This window comes from Kocuria sp. NPDC057446, assembly GCF_042802875.1.
GTDB lineage: Bacteria > Actinomycetota > Actinomycetes > Actinomycetales > Micrococcaceae > Kocuria.
The window spans coordinates 1-22,451 of record NZ_JBHVDI010000046.1; the positions used below are offsets into that span (position 1 = coordinate 1).

The 22,451-nt window shown below is 73.3% G+C and carries 23 protein-coding genes, 4 tRNA genes and 1 other RNA gene; 13 read left to right on the forward strand and 15 right to left on the reverse strand.

From position 1 onward, the window contains the following. Positions 1-27 precede the first annotated feature (27 nt). A tRNA-Pro gene (locus ACFU0Y_RS07755) sits at positions 28-100 on the reverse strand. A 242-nt stretch (positions 101-342) separates the two neighbouring features. On the opposite strand from ACFU0Y_RS07755, the gene ACFU0Y_RS07760 reads away from it, so the two are divergent. Continuing rightward, a tRNA-Gly gene (locus tag ACFU0Y_RS07760) sits at positions 343-413 on the forward strand. Here ACFU0Y_RS07760 and ACFU0Y_RS07765 read toward each other — a convergent pair. Genes ACFU0Y_RS07765 through ACFU0Y_RS07775 form a run of 3 tightly spaced genes read right to left on the reverse strand, consistent with a single transcriptional unit; the run spans position 385 to position 2,564 of the window. Further along, entirely contained in the window at positions 385-1,119 is a 735-nt protein-coding gene (locus ACFU0Y_RS07765) for a methyltransferase domain-containing protein (protein WP_380213892.1), read from the reverse strand. The two genes, ACFU0Y_RS07760 and ACFU0Y_RS07765, sit on opposite strands and share 29 nt — an antisense overlap. Positions 1,120-1,151: 32 nt before the next feature. Further along, on the reverse strand, positions 1,152-2,042 hold the full coding sequence (locus tag ACFU0Y_RS07770) for an Fpg/Nei family DNA glycosylase (protein ID WP_380213893.1): 891 nt from the start codon (positions 2,040-2,042) through the stop codon (positions 1,152-1,154). Continuing rightward, positions 2,043-2,564 (reverse strand): ribose-5-phosphate isomerase, encoded by a 522-nt coding sequence (locus ACFU0Y_RS07775; RefSeq protein ID WP_380213894.1) that lies wholly within the window; start codon positions 2,562-2,564, stop codon positions 2,043-2,045. Between the two features lie 227 nt (positions 2,565-2,791). On the opposite strand from ACFU0Y_RS07775, the gene pepN reads away from it, so the two are divergent. After that, positions 2,792-5,359: an aminopeptidase N gene (gene pepN, locus ACFU0Y_RS07780; RefSeq protein ID WP_380213895.1), complete on the forward strand. Its 2,568-nt coding sequence runs from the start codon at positions 2,792-2,794 to the stop codon at positions 5,357-5,359. Between the two features lie 221 nt (positions 5,360-5,580). Beyond that, complete coding sequence (locus tag ACFU0Y_RS07785) at positions 5,581-5,991, forward strand: globin (RefSeq protein ID WP_380213915.1); 411 nt, start codon at positions 5,581-5,583, stop codon at positions 5,989-5,991. 18 nt (positions 5,992-6,009) lie between these two features. Here the strand turns inward: ACFU0Y_RS07785 and ACFU0Y_RS07790 are convergent, their stop codons facing one another. Both ACFU0Y_RS07790 and ACFU0Y_RS07795 read right to left on the reverse strand, forming a co-directional pair. Continuing rightward, positions 6,010-6,678: a hypothetical protein gene (locus tag ACFU0Y_RS07790; protein WP_380213896.1), complete on the reverse strand. Its 669-nt coding sequence runs from the start codon at positions 6,676-6,678 to the stop codon at positions 6,010-6,012. A gap of 5 nt (positions 6,679-6,683) precedes the next feature. Beyond that, a complete protein-coding gene (locus ACFU0Y_RS07795; RefSeq protein WP_380213898.1) occupies positions 6,684-7,169 on the reverse strand; it encodes an acyl-CoA thioesterase in 486 nt (161 codons plus the stop codon). Positions 7,170-7,243: 74 nt separating this feature from the next. Here ACFU0Y_RS07795 and ACFU0Y_RS07800 point away from each other — a divergent pair, with 74 nt between their 5' ends. Further along, entirely contained in the window at positions 7,244-8,134 is an 891-nt protein-coding gene (locus ACFU0Y_RS07800) for an acyl-CoA thioesterase (protein ID WP_380213899.1), read from the forward strand. 130 nt (positions 8,135-8,264) lie between these two features. On the opposite strand, the gene ettA is transcribed toward ACFU0Y_RS07800, so the two are convergent. The 4 genes from ettA to ACFU0Y_RS07820 all read right to left on the reverse strand — a co-directional run bounded on the left by ettA (position 8,265) and on the right by ACFU0Y_RS07820 (position 11,676). After that, positions 8,265-9,947 (reverse strand): energy-dependent translational throttle protein EttA, encoded by a 1,683-nt coding sequence (ettA, locus tag ACFU0Y_RS07805; RefSeq protein WP_380213900.1) that lies wholly within the window; start codon positions 9,945-9,947, stop codon positions 8,265-8,267. 201 nt (positions 9,948-10,148) lie between these two features. Beyond that, a complete protein-coding gene (locus ACFU0Y_RS07810; protein ID WP_380213901.1) occupies positions 10,149-10,748 on the reverse strand; it encodes a single-stranded DNA-binding protein in 600 nt (199 codons plus the stop codon). Between the two features lie 220 nt (positions 10,749-10,968). Next, positions 10,969-11,103, reverse strand: coding sequence for a hypothetical protein (locus ACFU0Y_RS07815; protein WP_380213902.1), 135 nt, complete (start codon positions 11,101-11,103; stop codon positions 10,969-10,971). Positions 11,104-11,445: 342 nt separating this feature from the next. Beyond that, on the reverse strand, positions 11,446-11,676 hold the full coding sequence (locus tag ACFU0Y_RS07820) for a hypothetical protein (RefSeq protein ID WP_380213903.1): 231 nt from the start codon (positions 11,674-11,676) through the stop codon (positions 11,446-11,448). A 441-nt stretch (positions 11,677-12,117) separates the two neighbouring features. Between ACFU0Y_RS07820 and ACFU0Y_RS07825 the strand changes: the two genes are divergently transcribed. Next, positions 12,118-12,339, forward strand: coding sequence for a hypothetical protein (locus tag ACFU0Y_RS07825; RefSeq protein WP_380213904.1), 222 nt, complete (start codon positions 12,118-12,120; stop codon positions 12,337-12,339). 485 nt (positions 12,340-12,824) lie between these two features. Then, positions 12,825-13,181, forward strand: a complete 357-nt coding sequence (locus ACFU0Y_RS07830; protein ID WP_380213905.1) for a hypothetical protein — start codon at positions 12,825-12,827, stop codon at positions 13,179-13,181. 282 nt (positions 13,182-13,463) lie between these two features. Here ACFU0Y_RS07830 and ACFU0Y_RS07835 read toward each other — a convergent pair. Both ACFU0Y_RS07835 and mptB read right to left on the reverse strand, forming a co-directional pair. Next, positions 13,464-13,536 (reverse strand) — tRNA-Arg (locus ACFU0Y_RS07835). Between the two features lie 69 nt (positions 13,537-13,605). Further along, positions 13,606-15,177, reverse strand: coding sequence for a polyprenol phosphomannose-dependent alpha 1,6 mannosyltransferase MptB (mptB, locus tag ACFU0Y_RS07840; protein ID WP_380213907.1), 1,572 nt, complete (start codon positions 15,175-15,177; stop codon positions 13,606-13,608). A 207-nt stretch (positions 15,178-15,384) separates the two neighbouring features. Between mptB and orn the strand changes: the two genes are divergently transcribed. From orn to def, 3 genes are all read left to right on the forward strand, one after another. Continuing rightward, positions 15,385-15,960, forward strand: coding sequence for an oligoribonuclease (gene orn, locus ACFU0Y_RS07845; RefSeq protein ID WP_380213917.1), 576 nt, complete (start codon positions 15,385-15,387; stop codon positions 15,958-15,960). A gap of 117 nt (positions 15,961-16,077) precedes the next feature. Further along, a tRNA-His gene (locus tag ACFU0Y_RS07850) sits at positions 16,078-16,151 on the forward strand. A gap of 91 nt (positions 16,152-16,242) precedes the next feature. After that, the gene (gene def / locus ACFU0Y_RS07855) at positions 16,243-16,815 is read left to right on the forward strand and encodes a peptide deformylase (protein WP_380213908.1); all 573 of its coding nucleotides are present in this window, start codon (positions 16,243-16,245) and stop codon (positions 16,813-16,815) included. A gap of 46 nt (positions 16,816-16,861) precedes the next feature. On the opposite strand, the gene ACFU0Y_RS07860 is transcribed toward def, so the two are convergent. Continuing rightward, entirely contained in the window at positions 16,862-17,635 is a 774-nt protein-coding gene (locus tag ACFU0Y_RS07860) for a YaaA family protein (protein ID WP_380213909.1), read from the reverse strand. 111 nt (positions 17,636-17,746) lie between these two features. Between ACFU0Y_RS07860 and rnpB the strand changes: the two genes are divergently transcribed. Beyond that, an RNA gene (gene rnpB / locus ACFU0Y_RS07865) (RNase P RNA component class A) lies at positions 17,747-18,139 on the forward strand. A gap of 54 nt (positions 18,140-18,193) precedes the next feature. On the opposite strand, the gene ACFU0Y_RS07870 is transcribed toward rnpB, so the two are convergent. After that, complete coding sequence (locus ACFU0Y_RS07870; RefSeq protein WP_380213910.1) at positions 18,194-18,928, reverse strand: zinc ribbon domain-containing protein; 735 nt, start codon at positions 18,926-18,928, stop codon at positions 18,194-18,196. Beyond that, positions 18,925-19,881: a Nif3-like dinuclear metal center hexameric protein gene (locus ACFU0Y_RS07875; protein WP_380213911.1), complete on the reverse strand. Its 957-nt coding sequence runs from the start codon at positions 19,879-19,881 to the stop codon at positions 18,925-18,927. Before ACFU0Y_RS07875 ends, ACFU0Y_RS07870 begins: the two co-directional genes overlap by 4 nt. Before the next feature lie 116 nt (positions 19,882-19,997). Between ACFU0Y_RS07875 and msrA the strand changes: the two genes are divergently transcribed. The 3 genes from msrA to epsC all read left to right on the forward strand — a co-directional run bounded on the left by msrA (position 19,998) and on the right by epsC (position 22,408). Then, positions 19,998-20,594 (forward strand): peptide-methionine (S)-S-oxide reductase MsrA, encoded by a 597-nt coding sequence (gene msrA / locus ACFU0Y_RS07880; RefSeq protein ID WP_380213912.1) that lies wholly within the window; start codon positions 19,998-20,000, stop codon positions 20,592-20,594. A gap of 137 nt (positions 20,595-20,731) precedes the next feature. After that, positions 20,732-21,667, forward strand: a complete 936-nt coding sequence (gene cysK, locus ACFU0Y_RS07885; protein ID WP_380213913.1) for a cysteine synthase A — start codon at positions 20,732-20,734, stop codon at positions 21,665-21,667. 156 nt (positions 21,668-21,823) lie between these two features. Further along, complete coding sequence (gene epsC, locus ACFU0Y_RS07890; protein WP_380213914.1) at positions 21,824-22,408, forward strand: serine O-acetyltransferase EpsC; 585 nt, start codon at positions 21,824-21,826, stop codon at positions 22,406-22,408. Positions 22,409-22,451: the final 43 nt, after the last annotated feature.

Below are 22,451 nucleotides of genomic sequence, written 5' to 3' on the forward strand. Positions count from 1 at the left end.
CGGCAGGACCGGGCAGCCGCTCCAACGTCGGGGCGACAGGACTCGAACCTGCGATCTCCTGCTCCCAAAGCAGGCGCGCTAGCCACTACGCTACGCCCCGGTACCTGCAGCCTCGGCTGCAACGACTGCGGTCCTGGCAAGTGGAAAACGGTCACTCACCAGAGACCACCGGCGAGTCTACCGGCTGCGCGGACGGGGCCGCACCTCGGCCCGCCGGACCCCGGTCCGGGAGGCCCGCGAGCCGCCCGGTCCCCCCGCTCCCGGCGGCCGGCCCGGTCCCCGGGATTTGACACCGCACGCGCCGGGCCGGTTAATGGGAATGGCCTCGACAGAGTGTCCTGCGGGGATGTAGCTCAATGGTAGAGCCTCAGTCTTCCAAACTGATTACGCGGGTTCGATTCCCGTCATCCCCTCCCCCGCGCACGAACGCCCCGGTCCCGCTGGACCGGGGCGTTCGTCGTTGCCGGTCCCGCCCGCCCGGCGGACCAGCCCGACCACCTGCCACACCGCGCCCCGGTCGTCGTGCACGGGGTCCAGCCCGTGCTCCTGCAGGACGGCGAGCATGGCCGCCGGGGAGTGCACGTAGGTGCGGAAGGGTGTCCCGGCGGCGCGGAGACCGAGGTTCTCCAGGACGGCGAGCGCCCGCAGGAGGAGACGGTCGGCCGGGTGGCTGAGCACGAGCAGGCGCGTCGCCCGGTCCGCGGCGGCGGCCAGGAGCCGTGCGTGGTCGGGATAGCAGCACACGACCCGGTGCAGCACCACGACGTCGTGCGGCGCGACCGCCTCCGGGTCCGTTGCGATGTCCAGCTGTCGCCGCACCACGCGCCCGGACACCCCGGCGGCGGCGGCCAGCTCCGCGGCGACGGCCTCGTAGGAGTCCACGAGCTCCAGGTTCGTGGTCCGTGCGGCGCCCCGGCGCAGCAGCTCGAGCTGGATCGCGCCCACGCCACCGCCGATCTCCAGCACGCTGGCCCCCTCCGGACCCTGGGAGGCGAGGAACTCCACCACACGCCGGGAGGCAGGGTCGAGTCCCCGCCGCCGGTACCCGCGGGCGAGGCGCCGTGCGAAGCGGGGGCCGAAGACGCGCCGGTACCCGGCCGCGCCGCAGCAACTGGACATGACTCCAGGCTACGCCGCCGGCCCGGGTCCGGTCAGCGCTGGCAGGAGGGGCACCAGTAGAGCGTGCGCCCCTCCAGCTCCCCCGCCGCCACGGCCGTCCCGCACCGGCGGCACGGCAGGCCCTGGCGCCGGTAGACGAGGTGGGCGTGCTCGGGCCACGCCTGCGCCTCCCGGACGCCCGGGCGGTCCGCGGGGTCGGTCGTCAGGATCCGGCCCAGCCGCACACCGGTGCGCATGAGGGCCGCGTTCTCCGCCCACAGCTCTCGCAGCACCGGCTCGTCGAGGTCCCGGCCCGGCGTCATCGGGTCCAGTCCGCGGCGGAAGAGGGACTCCGCCCGGAAGATGTTGCCCACCCCGGCCACGACGGCCTGGTCCATGAGCAGCGCGCCCACCGGGCGTCGGCTGCGCCGGACCGCGGCCACGAAGGGCGCGGGGTCCGCGGACGGGTCGAGCGGGTCCGGCCCCAGTCCCGCCCGGGCCGCCTCGGCCTCGGCGGTGCTCTCGAGCACGCACAGCGACGGCCCGCGCAGGTCGGCCCAGCCCTCGTCGCCGACCAGCCGCACGCGCACCGCCCCGACCGGAGCCGGCGGCAGCAGCGGGCCCGTGGGGGCGGCGGCGTCGTCGTGCGCCTCCCGCTCCCCGATCCGGCGCGGGGCCCCGATCGAGGACGCGCCGCGGAAGCGGTCGGTGCCGCCGAAGCTCCACGCGCCGTAGAGGCCGAGGTGCGAGCGCAGCACCCGGTCCCCGGCGAAGTCCAGGAACAGCTGCTTGCCGTGGGCCCGGGCGCCCTCGAGGACGTGGCCGTCCAGGGCGGCCGCCCCGTCGGCGAAGCGCCCCTGCGGGGAGCTCACGGCCAGGGCCTGGCCCACGAAGCAGTCGGTGAACTGGCGGGCGAGCCGGTGGACGGAGTGGCCCTCCGGCACTCAGGCCTCCCGGGCGGCCGGGAACTCGCGCGGGCGCAGGTCCTCGAGCTTGCCGGCCACGGTGCCGGTGGACTCGTACTCGCCGATCTGCGCGATGCGGCGCTCGTGGCGCTCGTCGCCGGAGAAGGGCTCGGCGAGGAACGCCCGGACGATCTCCAGCGCCTCCTCCCGGGGGTGCTGGCGCCCGCCGACCGCCACGACCTGGGCGTCGTTGTGCTGGCGCGCGAGCCGGGCGGTGTCCAGGTTCCAGGCCAGGGCGGCGCGGATGCCCTCGACCTTGTTCGCGGCGATCTGCTCGCCGTTGCCCGATCCGCCCAGGACGATCCCGAGGGAGTCGAGGCCCGCGTCCCGGTCCGCCCGGACGGCGCGCGCGGCGCTGATGCAGAACGCGGGGTAGTCGTCGAGGGCGTCGTACTCGGCCGGGCCGTGGTCGACGAGGTCGTAGCCGGCGGCGACGAGCTCCTCGACCAGGAAGCGGGAGAGGTCCAGGCCGGCGTGGTCGGTGGCGATGTGGACGCGCATGGGCGGCGTGCTCCTGGGGTTCGCGGGGAACGGGGCGGGGTCGTGGCGGCCGCGCCCGCCGAGGCGGACCGGCCGCCCTCCAGCGTAGTGGGTGCCGCGGTCCCGGCAGGGCCTCCCGGGGCGGCCGGGGCCCGGCTGACATAATGGGACGATCCCCTGCGGCCCGCCGGTCGCGGACGCCCCGATCACGACCCCGTACCCGACCCCGACGAGAGGACGGCGCTGAAGTGCCCGGAACCAACCTGACCCGCCAGGAGGCGGCCGCGCGGGCCGAGACCGTGGCGGTGGACGCCTACGACGTGGTCCTCGACCTGACCCGCGGCGAGAGCCTCTTCCGCTCCACGACCACCGTGCGCTTCCGGGCGACCCCGGGGGCGACGACGTTCATCGACGCGATCACCGACGCGGTGCACTCCGTGGTGCTCAACGGCACGGAGCTCGATCCCGCCGAGGTCTCCGACGGCGTGCGGATCCAGCTGCCCGGCCTGGCCCGGGAGAACGTGCTGACGGTCGAGTCGGACTGCCGGTACATGAACACCGGCGAGGGCCTGCACCGGTTCGTGGACCCGGTCGACGACGAGGTCTACCTCTACACCCAGTTCGAGGTGGCGGACACCCGCCGGGTGTTCGCCGTGTTCGAGCAGCCGGACCTCAAGGCGCGCTTCGCGTTCACGGTCACGGCCCCGTCCCACTGGACGGTGGTCTCCACGCAGCCCACCCCGGGGCCCGTCCCCGCCGGGGACGGCGCCGCCACCTGGTCCTTCACCCCCACCCCGGTGGTCCCCTGCTACGTCACGGCGCTGATCGCCGGTCCCTACGCGTCCGTGCACGACGAGCTCACCAGCGCCGACGGCCGCACGATCCCGCTGGGCCTGTACGCCCGCCGCTCGCTCGTGGAGCACGTCGAGGCGGAGGAGATGTTCGGGATCACCAAGCAGGGCTTCGAGTTCTTCGAGGCGCAGTTCGGGGTGCCCTATCCCTTCGAGAAGTACGACCAGCTGTTCGTCCCGCAGTTCAACGCCGGCGCCATGGAGAACGCCGGCGCGGTGACCTTCGTGGAGCTCTACGTCTTCCGCTCCCGGCCCACGCAGGCCCGGGTGGAGCGGCGGGCCATCACGGTCCTGCACGAACTGGCCCACATGTGGTTCGGCGACTTCGTGACCATGCGCTGGTGGAACGACCTGTGGCTCAACGAGTCCTTCGCCGAGTTCATGTCCACCCTCGCCGCGGCCGAGCACACCCGGTACACGGAGGCGTGGACCACGTTCGCCGCCGGGGAGAAGTCCTGGGGCTACGAGCAGGACCAGCTGCCCACCACGCACCCCATCAAGGCGGAGATCCGGGACCTCGAGGACGTGCTGGTGAACTTCGACGGCATCACCTACGCCAAGGGCGCCTCGGTGCTCAAGCAGCTGGTGGCCTGGGTCGGCCAGGAGCAGTTCATGGCCGGGCTCAACCGGTACTTCCGGGAGCACGCGTGGGGGAACACCGAGCTGCGCGACCTCATGGTGCGCCTCGAGGAGGCCAGCGGCCGGGACCTCGACGAATGGGCCGCGAAGTGGCTCGAGACCGCCGGGGTCAACACGCTGACCCCGGACCTGGAGACCGACGAGGACGGGATCATCCGCGCGTTCCGGATCCGCCAGACCGCCCCCGAGGAGCACCCCACGCTGCGCCCGCACCGGCTGGCCGTGGGCTTCTACGACCATGACGCCGCGCAGGGCAAGCTCGTGCGCACGCACCGGGTCGAGCTCGACGTCGACGGCCCGTCCACCGAGGTGCCGCAGCTGGTGGGCCGGGAGCTGCCCGACCTCGTGCTGCTCAACGACGACGACCTCGCCTACGCGAAGATCCGCCTCGACGAGTGCTCCCTGGACACCGCCCTCACGCACCTGAAGAACTTCGAGGACACGCTCCCGCGCGCCCTCGTGCAGGCCTCCGTGTGGGACGGCGTGCACGACGGCGAGACGCCCGCCCGCCGCTACGTGGAGCTCGTGCTCGGCAACATCGCCCACGAGACCGCCTCGACCGGCATCCAGGTGCAGCTGCGCCAGCTGGACACCGTGCTCGACGGCTACGTGGCCGAGCCCCTGCGCGAGGCCGCCGTGCACGCCGCCGCCGACCGCCTCCGCCGGCTCGCCGAGGAGGCGGTGGCCGGCTCCGACCAGCAGCTGCAGTTCCTCCGGGCCTTCGCCCGGAAAGCCCGCACCGACGAGCAGCTGGACGTCCTCGAGCAGCTCCTCGACGGGCGGCGCGAGCTGGCCGGCCTGGCCCTGGACACCGACCTGCGCTGGAGCCTGCTCACCGCCCTGTGCGCCGGCGGACGCGCCGGCGACGCGGAGGTCGACGCGATGCTGGCCCAGGACCCCACCGAGGACGGCGCGATCGCGGCCGCCCGCGCCCGGGCGTCGATCCCCACGGCCGAGGCGAAGGCCCGGGCGTGGCAGCAGATCATGGTGGAGGGGTCCCTGCCCAACTCCATCCAGGACGCGGCGATCGACGGGTTCCGCACGGCCGCCGACACCGACCTGCTGGCTCCCTGGGCCGAGCAGTACTTCGCGGCGATCCCGGAGCTCTGGCGCAGCCGCACCCACGAGCTCGCCCAGCAGATCGCGATCGGCATGTTCCCGAACATCCCCGCCCAGGAGACGGTCGACGCCGCGGACGCCTTCCTCGCGGACCTGCCCGAGGACCTGCACGGGCTCCGCCGGCTGGTGCTCGAGCAGCGCGACGCGACCGCCCGCGCGGTGCGCGCGCAGGCCGTGGACGCCGCCTACGAGGTGGTGCGCGCGTGAGCGGCGAGCAGCGGCCCCCGGGACCGGGCGGACCGGCTCCCGGCGAGCCACATGCCGGCAGGTCCGGCGCGACGCCCCCGGCCGGCACGGCACCGGGCAGTGCTCCGGGCACCGCTCCGGGCACCGAGCCGCGCACCGACCCCGCGGCCGCGGCCCCGCCCGGGGCGCGGTCCTTCGCGGTCGGTGCGCCCCTGTCGCAGCTGCGCCGCCCCGTCCCGCAGGTGGGCGACGAGCGGGAGCAGGCCGAGGCGGGCACGGCGTCGTCGTTCTACGAGCAGGTGGGTGGGCACGAGACGTTCGTGAAGCTCGTGCACGAGTTCTACGCCCGGGTGGCCGAGGACGAGCGGTTCCGGGCCCTCTACCCGGAGGACGACCTCGGACCGGCCGAGGAGCGGCTGCGGATGTTCCTCGAGCAGTACTGGGGCGGGCCGACGACCTACTCGGAGCAGCGCGGGCACCCGCGGCTGCGGATGCGCCACATGCCGTTCCCCGTGGACGTGTGGGCGCGCGAGACCTGGCTGAGGCACATGCGCTCGGCCCTGGACACCCTGGAGCTCTCCCCGCTGCACGACGGGATCATCTGGGACTACTTCGACCGCGCCGCCCACGCCATGATCAACCGGCCCGGCTGAGACCCCCCGGCGCCGGCGTCAGCGCTTGGCCAGGACGTGGCCCGCGGGCGTGCTCAGCCGCACCCAGCGGCCGTTCTCGGCGACGGCGACCTCGGCGCCCGGTCGGAGGAAGCCGAGCGAGTACGCGGCGAACGCGGCGCCGTCGGGCAGCGGCGTCCCGGTCGAGCTCCCGGCGAGGGACTCCGCCCACCCGGACGAGCGGCCCCAGACCTGCGAGCGCACGGTGTCGACGACGGCGGCGCCCGCATCCGTGGGCACGGTCCGCGCGACCTCGGCGATCCCGGCCCTCGCCGCCTCCCGCAGGGCGTCCCCGTCGACGCGCCCCACCGGCACCCAGCCGCCGAGGGGCGGGGCGATGCCCGCCCACGAGACGTTCGCGTCCATGGGCGGCAGGCCCACCTCCGTGGCGTCCTGGTCCTGGCGCGGCATCCGGTCGAGGACCCCGCCGAGCGGGACGGTGACGTCCAGGGCCAGCTCCTCGGCCAGCGCGGCGGTGCGCAGGCCGAGGACCGTGGGCGTGCTGTCGAGCAGGCCGTGCGGCTCGAGCACGCACACGTAGACGCCGAGGGCCCTCCCGCGCGCCTGGAAGCGCACCGCGCCCTGGGGGTCCACCCCGCGGGCCCGGGACAGGTAGGTCCGCAGGTCGGCGACGTCGCGCGGATCCGTCAGCGGCAGAAAGCGTCCCACCGGGCTCAGGCCTCGGCCGGCGCCGGCCGGCGGGCGAAGCGGGTCGGGGCGTCCGACCAGTGCTCGAGCAGGCTCCGCTGGCTCTCGTCGAGGCGCACGGGCCGGCCGGTGGCGCGGTCGATCACCACGACGACCGTCTGGGCGACGGCGTAGACGCGGGAGCCGTCCTCCTCCTGCACGGCGTAGTCCAGCACGAAGCTCGACCCGCCCACGGAGGAGACCCACACCCGCACGGAGACCGGCTCGGCCCGGTACAGGAGCTGCTCCGTGTACTCCACCTCCTGCCGGCCGATCACGGTCATCAGGTCCCCCAGCAGGGTGCGGAACGTGGCGCCCTCGGCCACCCCTGCGGCGGCGCCCGCGGGCAGCGGCCGGGCCATGAGCCGGACCCGGGCGTCCTCGAGGTACTGGAGCATGGTGACGTTGTTGACGTGGCCGTAGCTGTCGATGTCGCCGAAGCGCATCTGGATGGGGATCAGCAGCGAGGACATGCCCCCCATCCCATCACACCGGGGCCCGCCGGTCGCGCCCCGGCGCGACCGGCCGCTTGGCTAGAGTGAAGCCCATGACCTACAGCCCTATCCCGGACCCCACCCAGGCCCTGCTCGACATGCTCGACCTCGCCGACGGGGGCGGCGCCCGCACCCTCGAGGACATCTACGTGGGCCACTCCATCTCCCCCGCCCGCGGCCGGGTCTACGGCGGGCAGGTCCTGGCGCAGGCCGCGACCGCCGCCATGCGCACCGTGGAGCCGGAGCGGATCGTGCACTCCCTGCACGCCTACTTCCTGCGTGCCGGGGACGTGTCCCAGCCGATCACCTTCGGGGTGGAGCGGATCCGGGACGGGCGGTCCTTCTCCGCCCGCCGCGTGCACGCCTACCAGGACGGGCGGGCCATCCTCTCGGCGATCGCGTCCTTCCAGGTCCCGGCCCAGGGCCTGGACCACCAGGACGAGTCCCCGCAGCACCTGCCCGACCCCGAGTCCCTGCCCAGCGCCGTGGAGCTGCTGGGCCACGTGGACGCCCCCGAGGCGCAGGCGATCGCCCACGAGCGGCCCTTCGACATGCGCTACATCACGGAGCCGATCTACTTCAGACCGGACTCCCGCGGGGAGCCGTTCAACGCGGTGTGGATCAAGACCCTCAAGCCGCTGCCGGACGACCCGAACATCCACCGCGCCGCGCTCGCCTACGCGAGCGACTACACGCTGCTCGAGCCCATCCTGCGGCTGCACGGGAAGACCTGGATCGAGCCGGGCATGAACATCGCCTCCCTCGACCACGCCATGTGGTGGCACCGGGAGGCCCGCGCGGACGAGTGGCTGCTCTACGTGCAGTCCTCCCCCAACGCGTCCTCGGCCCGAGGCCTCGGGGTGGGCCGGATGTTCTCCCGGGACGGCCGGCTCGTCGCGACGACCGCCCAGGAGGGCATGATGCGCTTCCCCGAGTTCTCCTGAGCGGCGTCCGGGGCGTGCTCCCGTCCGCACCCGAGCACGGCGAAGGGGCCCGTCCGGCGGAGGAGAGCTGGGCTCCTCTCCGCCGGACGGGCCCCTTCGGCACCGCGAGCCGACCGGGCGCGGCCCGGCGTCAGTCGCGGGTGAGGCGGCGGTGCGTGACGCGGTGGGGCCGTGCGGCGTCGGCGCCGAGGCGCTCCACCTTGTTGGCCTCGTAGGACTCGAAGTTGCCCTCGAACCAGTACCACTGGTCCGGCTCCTCCTCGGTGCCCTCCCACGCGAGGATGTGGGTGGCGACCCGGTCGAGGAACCACCGGTCGTGGGAGACGACCACGGCGCAGCCCGGGAACTCCAGCAGCGCGTTCTCCAGCGAGCCGAGGGTCTCGACGTCGAGGTCGTTGGTGGGCTCGTCGAGCAGCAGCAGATTGCCGCCCTGCTTGAGGGTCATGGCCAGGTTGAGCCGGTTGCGCTCCCCGCCGGAGAGCACCCCGGCCTTCTTCTGCTGGTCCGGGCCCTTGAACCCGAACGCGGAGACGTAGGCGCGCGAGGGCATCTCGACGTTGCCCACGTTGATGTAGTCGAGGCCGTCCGAGACGACCTCCCACAGCGACTTGTTGGCGTCGAGGTTGGCGCGGTTCTGGTCCACGTAGGAGATCTTGACGGAGTCGCCGATCTTCAGCTCCCCGCCGTCCAGCTCCTCGAGGCCCACGATGGTCTTGAACAGCGTCGACTTGCCGACGCCGTTGGGGCCGATCACGCCCACGATCCCGTTGCGCGGCAGGGAGAAGGACAGGCCCTTGATGAGGCTGCGGTCCCCGAAGCCCTTCTGCAGGTCCTTCGCCTCGATCACGAGGTTGCCCAGGCGGGGCCCCGGCGGGATCTGGATCTCCTCGAAGTCCAGCTTGCGGGTCTTCTCGGCCTCGGCGGCCATCTCCTCGTACCGGGCCAGGCGGGCCTTCGACTTCGCCTGGCGGCCCTTGGCGTTGGAGCGCACCCACTCCAGCTCGTCGGCCAGGCGCTTGGCCTGCTTGGCGTCCTTCTTGCCCTGCACCTCCATGCGCGCGCGCTTGGTCTCGAGGTAGGCCGAGTAGTTGCCCTCGTAGCCGTAGAGGCGGCCGCGGTCGACCTCGCAGATCCACTCGGCCACGTGGTCGAGGAAGTACCGGTCGTGGGTCACGGCCATGACGGCGCCGTGGTAGTCCTTCAGGTGCTGCTCCAGCCACAGCACGGACTCGGCGTCGAGGTGGTTGGTGGGCTCGTCCAGCAGCAGGAGGTCCGGCTTCTGCAGCAGCAGCTTGCACAGGGCCACCCGGCGGCGCTCACCGCCGGAGAGGACCGTGACGTCGGCGTCGGGCGGCGGGCAGCGCAGGGCGTCCATCGCCTGCTCCAGCTGCGAGTCGAGGTCCCAGGCGTTGGCGGCGTCGATGTCCTCCTGGAGCTTGCCCATCTCCTCCATGAGGGAGTCGAAGTCCGCGTCCGGCTGCGCCATCTCCTCGGAGATCGCGTTGAAGCGGTCGACCTTCGCCTTGATCTCGCCCACGCCCTCCTCGACGTTGCCGAGGACGGTCTTCTCCTCGTTCAGCGGAGGCTCCTGGAGCAGGATGCCGACGGTGTAGCCGGGGCTGAGCCGGGCCTCGCCGTTGGACGGCTGGTCGAGGCCGGCCATGATCTTGAGGATGGTGGACTTGCCGGCCCCGTTGGGTCCCACGACGCCGATCTTCGCGCCGGGGTAGAACGACATGGTGACGTCGTCCAGGATGACTTTGTCGCCCACGGTCTTGCGGGCCTTGGACATTGTGTAGATGAATTCCGCCATGCCCCCAAGGCTACCCCGCTCCGGGCCGGCCGACGGGCGGCCCGGGCGCTCCCCCGGCGGGGACGCCACGCATGCAGCGACACCGCCCGGCGCGGCCCGGTACTGTCCGGCACTGCCCGGCGCCGCCCTCGCACCGGGACGGCGCGGGACCGGCGGCACCGTCCGGTTCCGTCCCGGCGCGAGGGCTGCTCCGTGCGGGGGTCAGGTGGCGGCGGGCTGCCGCCGTGAGCGCCGCCGCGGGTCCGCCGCGGCGGCGAGCAGCTCACCGGTCTCCGGGTCGACGTCCGCCGGGACCACCGGACCCGCACCACCGTCCGAGGGGTCGCCGGTCTCGCTCGGGGAACCGTCCTGCGGCGGTGTCGGATGCTCCGGGGCACCGGCCTCCGTGGTGCCTCCGGCCTCCCCGGCGGGCCGCTCCCCCGCACGGTCCGCCGACGGGGCGGAGCTCACGGTGCGCTGGAAGCAGGCCGTGCCGAGCGCGAGGTCGTGCCCGATGGACACCGCGTCCACGTCCACGGCCGTGTTGCGCCCGTGCTCGCCCTCCCAGAACCGGACCTTGAGCTTGCCGACCACCACCACGGGCTGGCCCGTCCTGATGCTGGCCAGCGTGTTGAGCGCCAGGGAGCGGAACGCCTGGACGGAGAACCAGTTCGTGTGCCCGTCACGCCAGGAACCGGTCTGCTGGTCGAACCAGCGCGGGGTGGAGGCCAGGCGGAAGGTCACCACCACGGTGCCGTCGGGCAGGTTGCGGGACTCGGGATCCGTGGCCACGTAGCCGCGGACGGTGATCTGCTCGGTCATCGGGAACTCCTCTGGACGGCGGCCCTTGCGGCCGGTGCTGGCCCCGGTGGCGGGGTGCACCCAGCGTCCCCGCGGAGCAGATGCCGTCGCTGCCGGGCAGTCCCCCTTGTGGACGGCGGCAGGACCGGCGTCAGCGGACCGCTCCCTGTGCAGTGCGACCGCTGGGTGAGCGCTGCGTGGTCGGGCGTCCCGGCGGACGGTCGACGGTGCGGGGCGCCCGTCAGTCGATGTCGACGGCGTTCCAGGCGATGACGGCGAGGGGCTCACGATGCTGCTCCTGCTCGTGGGAGCACGCCCAGCACCAGGGGCCGTAGAGGGGTGGGGCGCCGCACTGGCAGAGTCTGATCCGGGCCAACGGACTCACCTCGATGTTCGTTGCAGTGGTCTGACAGGTGGCGGCCTGCCGGGAGTCATCCTGCGCGGGTGTCCTCACCCCTACTACCGGCGCGGAGGCTCCTGTGGATGCACCGGGATCGGGATTTCGGGTGCTGCGCCGCGCCGGGGCCGTCGGAGCCGGCCCCGATCGCCACCGGACCGCGGCTCGCGCCGCCGGGCGGAGCTCCTCCTCGGGGTCGAGGGGGCGAGCCCCCGGGTGTCGGCGGGCACGACGCGCAGACTGCGCACCGGTCGTGCCGGTGCAGTGCGGACGCCCCGGCCGCGCCGGGCGTCGTCGCCTCGGCCCGGGCCTCGCGTGCGGTTACGCGGCGCGCCCCGGCTCGACGACGATGCGGTTCTCCCGGTAGTCGAGATGCATGCCGTGCAGGTCGACGACGCCCCGGGTGATCTCGTCCAGCTGCCGCGGGTCGATGTCCGGGTCGACGTGCTGCACGATGAAGTCCCGGGTGTCCTCCGTGGCCTCCTCCACCGTGTCGTAGTGGTGGTAACGGGCCCCCTGCCCCGTCCACTGCCTGATGATGGTGACGCTCATGGTTCCTCCCCCTGATCGATTCCGGACCCGTGGTCCGTAGCCGCCCCGGGCACCCCGTCCGGGAACTGCGGCCGTCCCGGCGGGCTCGCCGCCGGGTCGTCGCCGAGGTGCGGCTCCGTCACCCCGCCCGCCCTGTCGCGGGCCCCAGGTGGCCGGTGACCGCACCCCTCGATCTGCTACTTAACGTATGCGAATTCACAGGTGCTGGTTGTCCACACTTTCGCCAACCCATACGCGCAAGCGGGGCAGAAAAGCCGTGGGGAAGGTGCAGAAGTCACCTGCAGGACCGGCCGCTCCACCGCCGAGCCGGACGGGCGCTGAGGAGATGCGGCGCATCGGCTACCGCCCCTCCGATCTGCCGGCCGTGGGGGAGGCAACGTGGGCGGTGGGGCCGACATGTGGCACGGTGGGAACCATGGGTCCACGGGCAGAGGAGAAGCAGTGATCGACCGCAGATTCCCCCTGTTGGGCCTCGGTGCCGCCCTCGTGGTGGTCGTCCTCCTCGGCGGGGCAGTGTTCATCAGTGTCGTCGACGCCCGCGACGAGGCCGCCTGCGATGATGCCGGCGGGGTGTACTACGAGAGCCTCTGCATGGAACCGGAGGCCTTGATCGACGTGGGCGATTGGCCCGATCCCGGCGTGCACGTCGGCACGGAGGGATAGCCCTCGCCTGTGGACCTGCGCGGCAGCTCTTGTGTCTCGTGCGAGCGGCGCCCTTTCCGTCATCGGCCTCGGGGACCCGCTCCGGGACGGGGTGGGTCCCGGGCCGGGGCGAGCGTCGATAAGGCGGACCCGGAGGCGCCCGATGCGACCTCCGCCGTCCCGCCCATCGTGCGCGTCACCGGCCGTGGGATCCACGACGACGTTGACCCCTGCCGCTGGATCGGCCGATCCGCGACCAGCACGGACCAGGACGCCTGGTTCGGCGAGGCCGGCCGTCTCGCCGCTCGTGATTCCGGGCCCCGACCAGCAACAAGGCGTCCCGACCCCCCATGACGACGCCGTCTGTCCGGACGAACACACTCTCGTGGACGAGAACGGCCGCGGGGGCCGTGCTGGGCCGCGTCCGGGTTGAGCGTCCGTCCAGTGTGTCCCCCTACAGTGGGGGGCTCCCATCCCGTGCATACCGCCTACCGAAAGATGGATCTGTGCTTCTCCTCTCCTTCACCAGACCCGGCAACTCGCCCTGCATCGTGAACTCCGGGGTCTTCCTGGCGGCCGAGGTGGAGACTCCTGACGACCTGATGGTCATGCCCGTCAAGAAGGACGGCACTGCTGGAATCGATCAGCGCCACAGGACCAGGATCGTTTTCGGCGGCGATCTGCGGGACGCGGTGTACAGCTTCGGGTCCGCGGTACCGGCCCAGGAGTTCGTGGCGCAGCTGGCGCAACAGCTCACCGGATCGGAGCAGACAATCGTCGACCTGGACGCGCTGGCGAGGCAGTGCGGATGGGAGCCGATCGAGCAGCCGACCCGGTCCGCAGGAGCGGTCACCAGGACCTGAGACCGGGACGGTGGCCGTGTGACGCCCGGACGGCCGGGATGACGATGCGGTCGTCGGCGCCGGGGAGGCTCTGCAGCCCCGCCGTACGCTGGTCCTCGAAGGTCGCCGAAGTGCCTGCTCGCCGTCCTCGGCCTCGTGCCCCGGCGTGGCCCCTGTGACGGTCCTGTCGTGCCGTGCTTTCCCCGAGCGCTCGGTGTGAGCGGACAGCGCCGGCCGTCGACGGGTCTCGCCGACCGGTCCGCGGAGGGGATGCCGCGGACCGTCCGGTCGGACCCACTGGTGTGCCCCAGGAGGGAGTCGAACCCCCGACCAAGAGATTAGAAGGCTCCTGCTCTATCCACTGAGCTACTGAGGCGTGCCGCCCGGGACCGCGTCCCGGGCGCCGTCGTCGAGTTTACCAAGTCGGCGGGACCGCACGGCGTCCTCAGATCACGGCGCTCTGCACCGGTGGCTGGTAGCGGCCGTGGAACAGCCGTCTGGTCGCCGGGTCGATGAACCACAGGTACACGCCGTAGGAGAGCGCGACGACCGCCGCGATCAGCCGCCCGGAGTTGAGGTCCAGGTCCAGGTACGGGAACACGTCCAGCTGGTCGGAGACGGCGTAGATCATGAAGAAGACGGTGAGGAAGAAGAGGATGTCGACCTGCCAGTCGCTGCGGATGCCCGTGACGGCGAACAGCGGGATGAGCCACACCACGTACCAGGCCTGGATCATCGGGGCGAACAGCACGAGCGCGGCGAGCGCCCAGGTCAGCCGGCGGATCAGCTTCTCGTCGCGGCCCACGAACATGAGCCAGAGGATGACGGGCACCGCGAGGGCCTGGCCCACCGTGTGGGTCGCCTCCCGCCACTGGGCCGTGTCGGCGCCGAGGGCGGCGGCCAGGGTGGTGGCCAGACCGCCGAGGAAGCCCACCGGGGCGTACCAGATGGAGACCGAGCCGGGGGTGGACATGGCGGAGACCCAGCCGAAGCCGAAGCCGTTGAGCAGGCCCATCAGGCCGAGCAGGGTCACCGAGTAGGCCAGGACGAGGAACCAGATCACGAAGCGGCGGGGCCACGAGGCGTTCCGGCCCGCCCACAGCAGGCCGACGAAGGGGAGGAAGACCAGGGTGATCGGCTTGATCGCCACGGACAGGGTGACCAGCGTGGTGCCGAGCAGACCGCCCTTCCAGTTGCGGTGCACGGCCGCCGCGTAGGTGCCGCCCAGGGCGAGGGCGATCATGATGGCGTCGTTGTGCACGGAGATGATGAAGTTCGTGAGGAACAGGGGGTTCGCCACGCTGAGCCACAGGGCCCGTGCCGGGTTGACGCCGTGCAGCCGTGCGAGCCGCGGGATCAGCCACATGCACGCGACGACGGCGAGCACGCACATCCCCCGGAACCAGAGCACCGCGGCGTCCGGGTCCGCCCCGGTGACGGCCACCACGAACTGCTCGAGCCACAGGAAGAGCGGCCCGTAGGGCGGCGGGGACTCCGACCACATCTGGTCGGCCCCGAGCTGGAAGAAGTTGTCGATCGTCGAGACGCCGTGCTCGTAGGGGTTCAGACCGTTGGCCATGACCCGGCCCTGACCGATGTAGGAGTACACGTCCCGGCTGAACAGGGGGATCGTCACGAGCATGGGGGCGGACCACGCCGCGATGGCGATGAGCACCCAGCGGCCGCTCCCGGGCTCCCACCGGTTGAGCTTCTGCCCCAGGCGCAGCCACTCGCGGATGAGGAGCATCCCGCCCACGGCGAGCAGGAGGATGGAGACGATCACCCCGGTGGTGGTGAAGCGCATGCCGATGATCAGCGGCGCCTGCCGCAGCGGGGACACGGAGGCCAGCCAGCCGACGCCGAACGAGCCGACGAGCAGCATGAGCGAGCCGAGGGCGCCCATGAGCACGGTCCGCAGCAGCGAGCCGGAGAGGTGCTCCGCGCCCTGGGGAGCAGCCGGCGGCCGGACGCCACCCGGTCCCTCGCCCGGCGCCGGCGTCGTCGAAGTCGTCTGCACTGCTCTCCCGATGCGCCCGTCCGGTGGCTGCGGGCGCCGCGGCTGGGCGCAGCACGGACCCGTGGTCGCCCCGATACTATCCCCGGCGCCTCCGGGGATCCCCGACCGGCCGTGGACGGATCGGCGGGGACCGGCGGCGTCGGGGCGGCACGGTAGATTGTCCGGGTGGCTACTTCCAACGGACGCATTGTGTGGATCGACTGCGAGATGACGGGGCTGTCCCTCGAGGAGGACGCTCTCATCGAGGTCGCGGCGCTCGTCACCGACGACGAGCTCAACGTGCTCGGGGAGGGCGTCGACGTCGTGATCCGCCCGAGCGAGGCGGCGCTGGCGCAGATGGGGGACTTCGTGCGGAACATGCACACCTCCTCCCGGCTGCTCGACGAGCTCCCCTCCGGCCTGACCATGGAGCAGGCGCAGGAGCAGGTCCTCGCCTACGTCAAGGAGTGGGTGCCGGAACCGGGCAGGGCGCCGCTGGGCGGGAACTCGGTGGGCACGGACCGCACGTTCCTGGTGCGCGACATGCCGGAGCTCGTGGCGCACCTGCACTACCGCGTGATCGACGTCTCCACCATCAAGGAGCTCTCCCGCCGGTGGTTCCCCCGCGCGTACTTCCAGGCCCCGCCGAAGACCGGCAACCACCGGGCCCTGGGCGACATCCGGGACTCGATCGACGAGCTGCGCTACTACCGCCGCGCCGTGTTCGCCGCCGCGCCGGGACCGGACTCGGAGACCGCGAGGAGCATCGCCGCGGAGATCGCCGCCTCCCGCACCGGGGCCTGAGCGCCCCCGCCGAGGCCGTCGGGGCCGCGGACCGGACGTGGTCCTCGACCCCTCCGGGGATGCGGTACACTCGTATGCGTTGCCCAGCGGAAGCACGGTTTCCGGCGGGCGTTCATGGTGGGCGTAGCTCAGTTCGGCAGAGCGCCTGGTTGTGGTCCAGGAGGTCGCGGGTTCAACCCCCGTCGCTCACCCACCGTGAAAGGCCGTCCCGAGGACTCGGGGCGGCCTTTCGTCGTTCCCGGTCCGAGGGGCCCCGCCCCGGCAAGTCGAAGGAAGTGCGTCATGGCCGTCCGCCCCGTGGTGATCACCGGTGATCCCGTCCTGCACCGCCCCGCCGCCAAGGTGGCGCGGTTCGACGAGGAGCTGCGCGCCCTCGTGGAGGACATGTACGAGACCATGGACGCCGCGCACGGCGTGGGCCTCGCCGCCCCGCAGATCGGCGTGGGGCTGCGGATCTTCACCTACACGTTCCAGAACGACGACGACGTGGCGCCGCGCGGCGTCCTCGTCAACCCGGTGCTGACCCCGGGGAAGATCTCCCAGGACGCGCCGGACCCGGACGAGGAGTCCGAGGGCTGCCTGTCCGTGCCCGGCTACAGCTGGCCGCTGAAGCGGGCGGACTGGGTGCGGGTCGCCGGCTTCGACGTCGCGGGCCGGCCGGTCGACTTCGAGGCCACCGGCTGGTTCGCCCGCGTCATGCAGCACGAGTACGACCACCTGGACGGCAAGCTCTACGTGGACCGGCTCAACGACAAGTGGTCCCGCAAGGCCCGGAAGGCGGTCAAGGCCGAGGGCTGGGGCCGCGGCGGCCGCACCTGGACCCCGGGCGTCGACGAGGACCCGTTCGGCCACTGAGCGCCCCGGGCGCCCCCGTCGCGGTGGGCACCCCCGGTCCGGCCGCTCAGTCCTCCGTCAGCACGACGACGAGCTCGCCCGCCGACCGGGCCGTGGGCTCCGTGAGCTCCGCGGGCCAGCGCTCCCGGGCCGCCGCGAGCAGGTCCTGCGGCGTCCGGGGGCACTCGCCGGCGGCGGCGCGCTCCACGAGGTGCCGGGCGAGCAGCCCGCGGGTGTGCTTGGCCATGTGCGAGACGACCTGGCGCCGCCCGTGCCGCTCCCGGACCACCTTCACCCCCACCGTCCGCCCGCGGGGGCCCCGCCACGGCGCCGCGTAGGCGGCGGACCGGCAGTCCACGACGAGTCCGTCCCCGGCCGCCGGCTCCAGCACGGCGGGCAGGTGCCGTTTCCAGTGGGCCGCGAGCCGGCCGAGCCCCGGCAGCTCGGCGCCCATGGACAGGCGGTAGGCCGGGATCCGGTCCTCGGGGCGCACCGCGCCCCACAGCGCCGAGACGACGACGAGGGAGGCCGCCGCGGCGGCCCGCTGCGCCCCGCTCATCCCGGCCGGGTCCAGGGCGTCGTAGAGCACCCCGGCGTAGACGCTCAGGGCCGGGGCGGCGGGCTCCGCGCCCAGGCGGGTGTTGCGCTCGACCTCACCGCGCAGCCGCTCGCCCACGCCCAGCACCTCGAGCGCGTCCTCGCGGGCGCTCGTCGCGGCCAGCGCGGCGAGCACCTGCTCCCGGGCGGCCGTGAGCCCGGGGAAGGACAGGGCGGCGGGGTCGGCGGGGGCGCCGGCGCCGGGGGCGGTCTTGGTCTCGGAGGGCGGGAGGAGGATCAGCACCCGCAGAAGTCTAGTGACCCCCGCGGGGTCGGCGGCACCGGCGGTCCCCGCTCCGGGCACCGGGGCTCCGGTCGGGGCGCACGGGGGCCGGCGGGTAGGATGGACGGCGGACAGGTCGGCCGGGTGACCGCGGGCCGCGCAGCTCCGGCTGCCGCGGCGCGAGGAAAGTCCGGGCTCCGCAGAGCAGGATGGTGGGCAACGCCCACTCGGGGAGACCCGCAGGAAAGTGCCACAGAAAACAGACCGCCCGCCCCCGGTCCTCCGGGCGGCGGGTCAGGGTGAAAAGGTGGTGTAAGAGACCACCAGCGCGCCGGGTGACCGGCGCGGCTCGGTAAACCCCATCCGGAGCAAGGCCAGACAGGGTGCGTTCGAGGGCTGCTCGCCCGAGCACCCGGGTAGGCCGCTGGAGCCCACCGGCAACGGTGGGCCTAGATGGATGGTCACCGGCACGGCAAGGGCAACCGGCCGTGCGCACAGAACCCGGCTTACAGGCCGGCCTGTCCCCCGCTCTCCCGGCACGGCCCTCCCCGCGCGGCGCCCCGCGGGGTGCGGCGGTCCTCAGGACCGGACGAGGAGCACCCCGCACTCGGGGCACGTCAGCACCTCGTCCGCGGCGGCCGCACGGAACGCGACCGCGTCCGTGGGGCTGAGCGCCGTTCCGCAGGACCCGCACGCGGTGCCCCGCAGCTCGGCGGCCGCCGGGCGCTCGGTGCCGCGACCGCTCCGGATCTTCTCGTACCGCGCCAGCAGCGCGGGATGGCCCACGCCGTCCGCGGCGGCCGTGCGCGCGCCGGCGAGCTCGTCCCGCTCCGCCGTCAGGTCACGGCCCTCCGCGTCCCGGGCCTCCACGCGACGCCGGGCCTCCGCGTCGGCCTCCTTGAGCCGCGGCGTGATGCGCGCGCGGTGCGCCGCGGCGTCCTCGAGCTCCTGCATGACCTCCAGCTCCGCCTCCTCCGCCTCGGCCAGCTGCCGGACGCGGGTGTCGAGCTCGTGCTGCAGGCCCATGAGGTCCTTGGCGGAGCCGCCCTGCTCGAGGCGCCGGCGGTCCTTCTCGATCGAGGCCTGGACGCGGGCCACCTTCTCTTCGGCGGCGGCCAGCCGGTCGCGGATCTCCCGCTCGCCGGCGTCGAGCTGCTTGGCGGCGGCGATCGCGCGGGCCCGGAGCTGCAGCGCGGCGGCGACCTCGGGATCGGTCCGCAGTTCCGCGATCCGGGCGGCGATGCGGCGCAGCCGGGCGTCGACCCGCTCGAGCTCCAGGAGGGCTCGTTGCTGCTCGGGCGTGGCGTTGCTCATGCGGGTCCTCCTGCGGTCGGTGCGGCGGGGTCTGTGGCGGGCTCAGCAGCGGCACCGTGGTGCACGGAACCGTCCTGGCCGGGGTGGTCGATGCGGAAGTCCCAGGGGTCGGAGCGCCGCGCGGAGACCGCGACCTCGACGTCGTGGCCACGAGCGGCGAGCGCCTCCCGCAGCGCGGCGGCACCCACGGGCAGCCACAGCCACTCGCTGGCGAAGTGCGAGAGGTCCACGAGGTACGGGGTGCCGTCGGCGCCGGGGCCCGCCGCGGCCTCGCGGGCCTCGGAGGCGGGGTGGTGGCGCAGGTCCGCGGTCACGTAGACGTCGGCCCCGGCGGCCCGCACCTCGTCGAAGAGCGAGTCCCCGGCTCCCCCGCACACGGCCACCCGCCGGACGAGGGCGTCGGGGTCCCCCGCCACGCGGACGCCGTGGGCGGTGGGCGGCACCGCGTCGGCGAGGCGCCGGGCGAGCTCCCGCAGGGGCACGGGCCGTGCGAGGTCCCCCACCCGCCCGATGCCCACGGCCGGGTCCGCGGGGTGCGGTGCGAGGGGCGTCGTCGTCGTCAGCCCGGCCGCCCGGGCCACGGCGTCCGAGACGCCGTCCGGGGCGGAGTCCGCGTTGGTGTGGCAGGCGAGCAGGGCGCACCGGTGCTCGATGAGCTCGTGCACCACGGCGCCCTTGAAGCCGTCGGCCGCCACGGAGGTCACTCCGCGCAGGAGCAGGGGGTGGTGGGTGAGCAGCAGGTCCGTGCCCGTGGACACCGCCTCGGCGACGACGTCGGCCACGGGGTCCACCGCGAACAGGATCCGGCGCACGGGCTGGTCCGGGCGGCCCGTGACGAGCCCGCTGGCGTCCCACGGCTCCTGCAGGTGCAGGGGCCACAGCCGCTCGACCGTCCCGAGCACCTCCGCGAGGGAGGGGGCGGGCCCGGACGGGGACGTGCTCTGCTCGCTCATGCGCCCCAGTCTAGGAGCCCGTGCCGTGCGGGTAGCCGAGGGGCCCGCACGGCACGCGGCGGACGGACCGGCGGAGGGGCCGGGAATGCTGTGCGCCGCGCGGTGTTGTACGGGTCATGGCCTTCCCCGCGCACGACGACGCCCGCCCTGCCCCCGCACCCCGCCCCCCCGGCGAGGACCCCGCCGCGACCACCACCTTCGTGCTGGCCGGCGGGTGCTTCTGGTGCCTCGACGCCGTCTACCGGATCACCCGGGGCGTCACCTCCGTGGTCTCCGGGTACACGGGCGGCGACCCCGCGCGCGCCGACTACTACTCGGTGTGCTCGGGCACGACCGGGCACGCGGAGGCGGTCGCCGTGACCTTCGACCCGTCGGTCGTGCCGGCGGACGTGATCCTCGACCTGTTCTTCACCGGCCACGACCCCACGACCCTCAACCGGCAGGGCTACGACGTGGGCACCCAGTACCGCTCCGCCATGTTCTGGGCCGACGAGGCCCAGCGGGAGCTGTTCGAGCAGGCGATCCGCCGCACGCAGCCGGCCTGGGGCCAGCCGGTCGTCACGACGCTGGAGCCGCTCGGCGCGTTCTGGGAGGCCGAGCCGGAGCACCAGGACTTCTACGCCCAGCAGCCCTGGAACGGCTACTGCCAGGTCATCATCAACCCCAAGCTGGCGAAGGTCCGGCAACGTTACTCCGCATGGCTTACCGCGTAGTAGCGGTTGCGGGGCCTGGCTAGGCTGAGCTAGGACCGCGCCGCCGCGGGCCCCCCAGAGCGCCGGCGGCCACAGCACCACCCGAGCACCATCCCGATCCGACCGAGAACCGATCACGCAGAAACCGAGGTACGCACATGCCGAAGATCTACAACGACGTCACCGAGATCGTGGGCCGCACCCCGCTCGTCCACCTGAACCGGCTCGACGAGGGCCTGCCCGGCAACGTCGCCGTGAAGCTGGAGTTCTACAACCCCGCCAACTCGGTCAAGGACCGCATCGGCGTGGCGATCATCGACGCCGCCGAGAAGTCCGGGCAGCTCAAGCCGGGCGGCACGATCGTCGAGGGCACCTCCGGCAACACCGGGATCGCGCTGGCCATGGTCGGCGCCGCCCGCGGCTACAAGGTCGTCCTGACCATGCCGGAGACCATGTCCACGGAGCGCCGGGTGATGCTCCGCGCCTACGGCGCGCAGATCGTGCTCACCCCGGGCGCGGAGGGCATGCGCGGCGCCGTGGAGAAGGCCCAGGAGATCGTCGAGACGACCGAGAACGCGGTCCTCGCCAGCCAGTTCGCCAACGAGGCGAACCCGGCGATCCACTATGCGACCACGGGCCCCGAGATCTGGGAGGACACCGACGGGCAGGTCGACGTGTTCATCTCCGGCGTGGGCACCGGCGGCACCATCACGGGCGCAGGCCGCTACCTGCGCGAGCAGAAGCCGGACGTGCGCCTCGTCGTCGTCGAGCCCGCCGACTCGCCCCTGCTCACCGAGGGCAAGGCCGGCCCGCACAAGATCCAGGGTCTCGGGGCGAACTTCATCCCGGACATCCTGGACCGGGAGATCTACGACGACGTCTACGACGTGACCGTCGAGGACTCCGTGCGCGTCGCCCGCGAGCTCGGCACCAAGGAGGGCATCCTCGGCGGGATCTCCTCGGGCGCCATCGTGTGGGCCGCCCTGCAGGAGGCCGCCAAGGAGGAGAACCGGGACAAGCTGATCGTGGCGATCGTGTGCGACTTCGGCGAGCGCTACATCTCCACCCTGCTCTACGAGGACATCCGGGGCTGATCCGCGGCACGGGCCCACGACCCGCCCCCGCCGGGAATAGCGCCGCCTGCCGGTGACGTTGCCCCGGTGGTGGGCGGGTCGTTCCCGTCCCAGCCCCAGCGTCCCCCGTCGGCCCCGGCGGGACCGGACCCCGCCCCGGAAGAACAGAGGATGACCGTGAGTTTTTGGAGCCGACTGGCCGAGGACCTGCAGACGGCCCGGACGCACGATCCGGCCGCGCGCTCCCGGGGGGAGATCGCCCTCAACTACTCGGGTCTGCACGCCATCTGGATCCACCGTCTGTCCCACCGGCTGTGGCAGCACCCGGACCGGCGGCTGCTGGCCCGCACGGTCTCCCAGCTCGGCCGTTTCCTCACGGGCGTGGAGATCCACCCGGGGGCGACCATCGGACGCCGGTTCTTCATCGACCACGGCATGGGCGTGGTCATCGGGGAGACCGCCGAGATCGGCGAGGACGTGATGATCTACCACGGGGTCACCCTGGGCGGGCGCTCCCTGGAGAAGGTCAAGCGGCACCCCACGGTGGGCGACCGCGTGGTGATCGGCGCCGGCGCGAAGATCCTCGGCCCCGTGGAGATCGGCGCCGACTCCGCCGTGGGCGCCAACGCCGTGGTGGTCAAGGACGTGCCCGAGGACTCGATCGTGACCGGCATCCCCGGCAAGGTCCGCCCCCGCACGCCCGAGAAGCAGCAGCCCCTCGTGGACCCCTCCACCTACATCGACCCCGCGATGTGGATCTGAGGCCCGACCCGGTCAGCACGACGCCGGCCGGCCGCTCCCGCGC